This is a genomic window from Nevskiales bacterium (genome assembly GCA_035574475.1).
Classification (GTDB): domain Bacteria; phylum Pseudomonadota; class Gammaproteobacteria; order Nevskiales; family DATLYR01; genus DATLYR01.
This window is the reverse complement of sequence record DATLYR010000125.1, coordinates 1-2,537: the sequence shown is the minus strand read 5'-3', so window position 1 is coordinate 2,537 and position 2,537 is coordinate 1. Positions and strand designations below refer to the sequence as shown.

General features: G+C 66.3%; 3 protein-coding genes. 1 reads left to right on the top strand and 2 read right to left on the bottom strand.

Going from position 1 to position 2,537, the window contains the following annotated elements; genetic code table 11:
• The coding region (locus VNJ47_07440) for an EAL domain-containing protein (GenBank protein HXG28664.1) at window positions 1-812 on the top strand (812 nt) is incomplete at its 5' end.
• 9 nt (window positions 813-821) lie between these two features.
• Here the strand turns inward: VNJ47_07440 and VNJ47_07435 are convergent.
• Window positions 822-1,967, bottom strand: coding sequence for an acyl-CoA dehydrogenase (locus VNJ47_07435; GenBank protein HXG28663.1), 1,146 nt, complete (start codon window positions 1,965-1,967; stop codon window positions 822-824).
• Between the two features lie 118 nt (window positions 1,968-2,085).
• The coding region (locus VNJ47_07430) for a hypothetical protein (protein HXG28662.1) at window positions 2,086-2,537 on the bottom strand (452 nt) is incomplete at its 5' end.

Sequence of the window (2,537 nt, the reverse complement as noted above, 5' to 3'; positions counted from 1 at the left end):
CCGACCGCCACACGCAGGAGCACCTGGCCCTCGAGCGCAGCGTCAGGCGCTCGCTGGAGCTGGAGCAGCTGGAGGTGCACTACCAGCCGATCGCCGACTTGGCGCGGGGTACGCTGCCCCGGGTCGAGGCCCTGGTGCGCTGGCACCATCCCAGACGCGGCCTGGTCATGCCCTCGGACTTCATCCCGGTCGCCGAGCACGTGGGGATCGTGGATGCCCTGGACCTGTGGGTGCTGCGCGAGGCTGCGGCGCAGGTGATGCAGTGGTGCGGCGCGGGACTGGGGCCGGTGCGACTCTCGGTCAACTGCTCGGCACGCGCCTTCTATCACCCGGAGCTGGCCGCGCGCATCGGCACGGCCATCGCCGAGTCAGGGCTGCCGCCCTCTGAGCTGGAACTGGAGATAACCGAGTCGGTGGCCATGGAGCAGACGGCCCGGGCGCGCGAGGTATTCCGCGAACTCAAGCACCTCGGTATCCACGTTGCGATCGACGACTTTGGCACCGGATATAGCTCGCTTGCCTATCTGAGAACCTTCCCGATCGACACGCTGAAGTTGGACCGCACCTTCGTGCGGGACATCGGGCAGAAGGACGCCGCCGCCGTGTGCACGGCTGTCATCACGCTGGCGCACACTCTGGGAATGGCGGTCGTGGCCGAGGGGGTCGAGACGGCCGAGCAGCTGCGGCTGCTGCGCGAGCAGGGCTGCGATTTCGTGCAGGGGTTCCTGATCAGCCCACCGCGGCCCGGAAGCGCCTGCGCCGACATCCTCGCGGCGGGCCCGCCGCGGCTCCAGGCCGCCGTCGAGACGTGAGGCGAATCGCTATTTGAGGAGCAGCTTCGCGATGGTCTGAAGCTGCATGTTGCTGGTCCCCTCGTAAATCGTGCCGATCTTCGCGTCGCGGTAGTATTTCTCCACCGGGTATTCTTTGGTATAGCCGTAGCCGCCGAATAACTCGAGGCATACCGACGTGACCCGCTCGGCAACCTGGCTGCTGAACAGTTTGGCCATCGCGGCCTGCGCGGTGAACGGCTGGCCCGCGTCCTTGAGGCGCGCGGCATTGTAGACCATGAGCCGCGCCGCCTCCAGCTCGGTGGCGGCCTGGGCCAACTGAAACTGGACGGCCTGGAACTCGGCCAGCGGCTTGCCGAACTGCCTGCGCTCCTTCACGTACTTCGTGGCCGCATCCAGCGCGCCCTGACACACGCCGATCATCTGGGCGCCGATCCCGATGCGGCCCTCGTTCAGCGTCTCGATCGAGACCTTGTAGCCCTGGCCCACCTCGCCCAGCACGTTTTCCTCAGGCACCTCGACGGCGTCGAGGATCAGTTCCGTAGTCGAGGAGGCGCGGATGCCGAGCTTGTCCTCCTTCTTGCCGACACTGAAGCCCTTGAAGGAGCGCTCCACGATGAACGCCGTTATGCCCTTATAGCCCTTTGCCGGATCCACGGTGGCGAAGATCACGTACAGCTCGGCTTCGGCGCCGTTGGTGATCCACAGCTTGCGGCCTTCAAGCCTCCAGCAGCTTCCGTTCCTGGTCGCCCGGGTCGCCAGCCCGAACGCGTCGGAACCGGAGCCGGCCTCGCTGAGCGCGTAGGCGCCCACCCATTCGCCGGCCAGCTTCGGCAGGTAGCGCTGTTTCTGCTCGTCGCTGGCCCAGCGCAGCAGGCAGTTGTTCACCAGCGTGTTCTGCACGTCAACCAGGATCGCGGTCGAGGCATCCACCTGCGACAACGCCTCCACCGCAAGCGCGGCCATGGTGAACGAACCGCCGGCACCGCCGTACTGCTCGGGGATCTCGATGCCCATCAGGCCTAGCTCGAAGACGGCGGGGATGAGCGACGGATCCAGCTGCGCGTCGCGGTCCATCTGGTGAACCAGCGGCCGGACGCGCTCCTCAGCGAAGTCGCGCACGGCACGCTGGAACATGGACTCTTCTTCAGAGAGGATGGTGAGAGGCTGTGTCATGGCGACAAAGCTAACTGGGGTCGAGCGGCATGGCAGGGGTGGGCGGCAGGGCAGAGGGCGGAGGGCGAAGCGGTCATGAGGTCGGAAGGCGCGGTGCGAACGGGCCAGGCCCCTGCCCTCAGTATGTCGCCCACGAATCCGTCGTGCTGCCGCGGATGGGAATCAGGAACCCCAGTGAGTTGATCGAAGACGTGGCGTAGCAGTAGTCCCATCGCAGGGTCCTGCCGCCCCCGCGGCGCACCTGGTTGGCGCTGACCATTTCGCCAAGCGTCAGGTTCAGGCCCGTAATGATCATGCCGTGGACGGTGAAGTTATAGTTTCCGTTTGCGTCCAGCCGGCCGCCGGCCAGGATGATCCCGTCCCAGTGCGCGCCGCTCAGCAGCGTGACGTTGCCGCGGGCAACCAGAAAGCCCCGGCGCGAGCCCGACGGGATGCTGACATTCCCGGTGTAGTAGTGCGTCCGGTACGTGCTGTTGCCCGAAGGTGGCAAGCTGTTCACGTAGTCCGGCGTGAACTCGCCGTTTACCAGTCGTGCCCAGTCAATGCGAGTCGAGTCGTTCACGGCGGTGG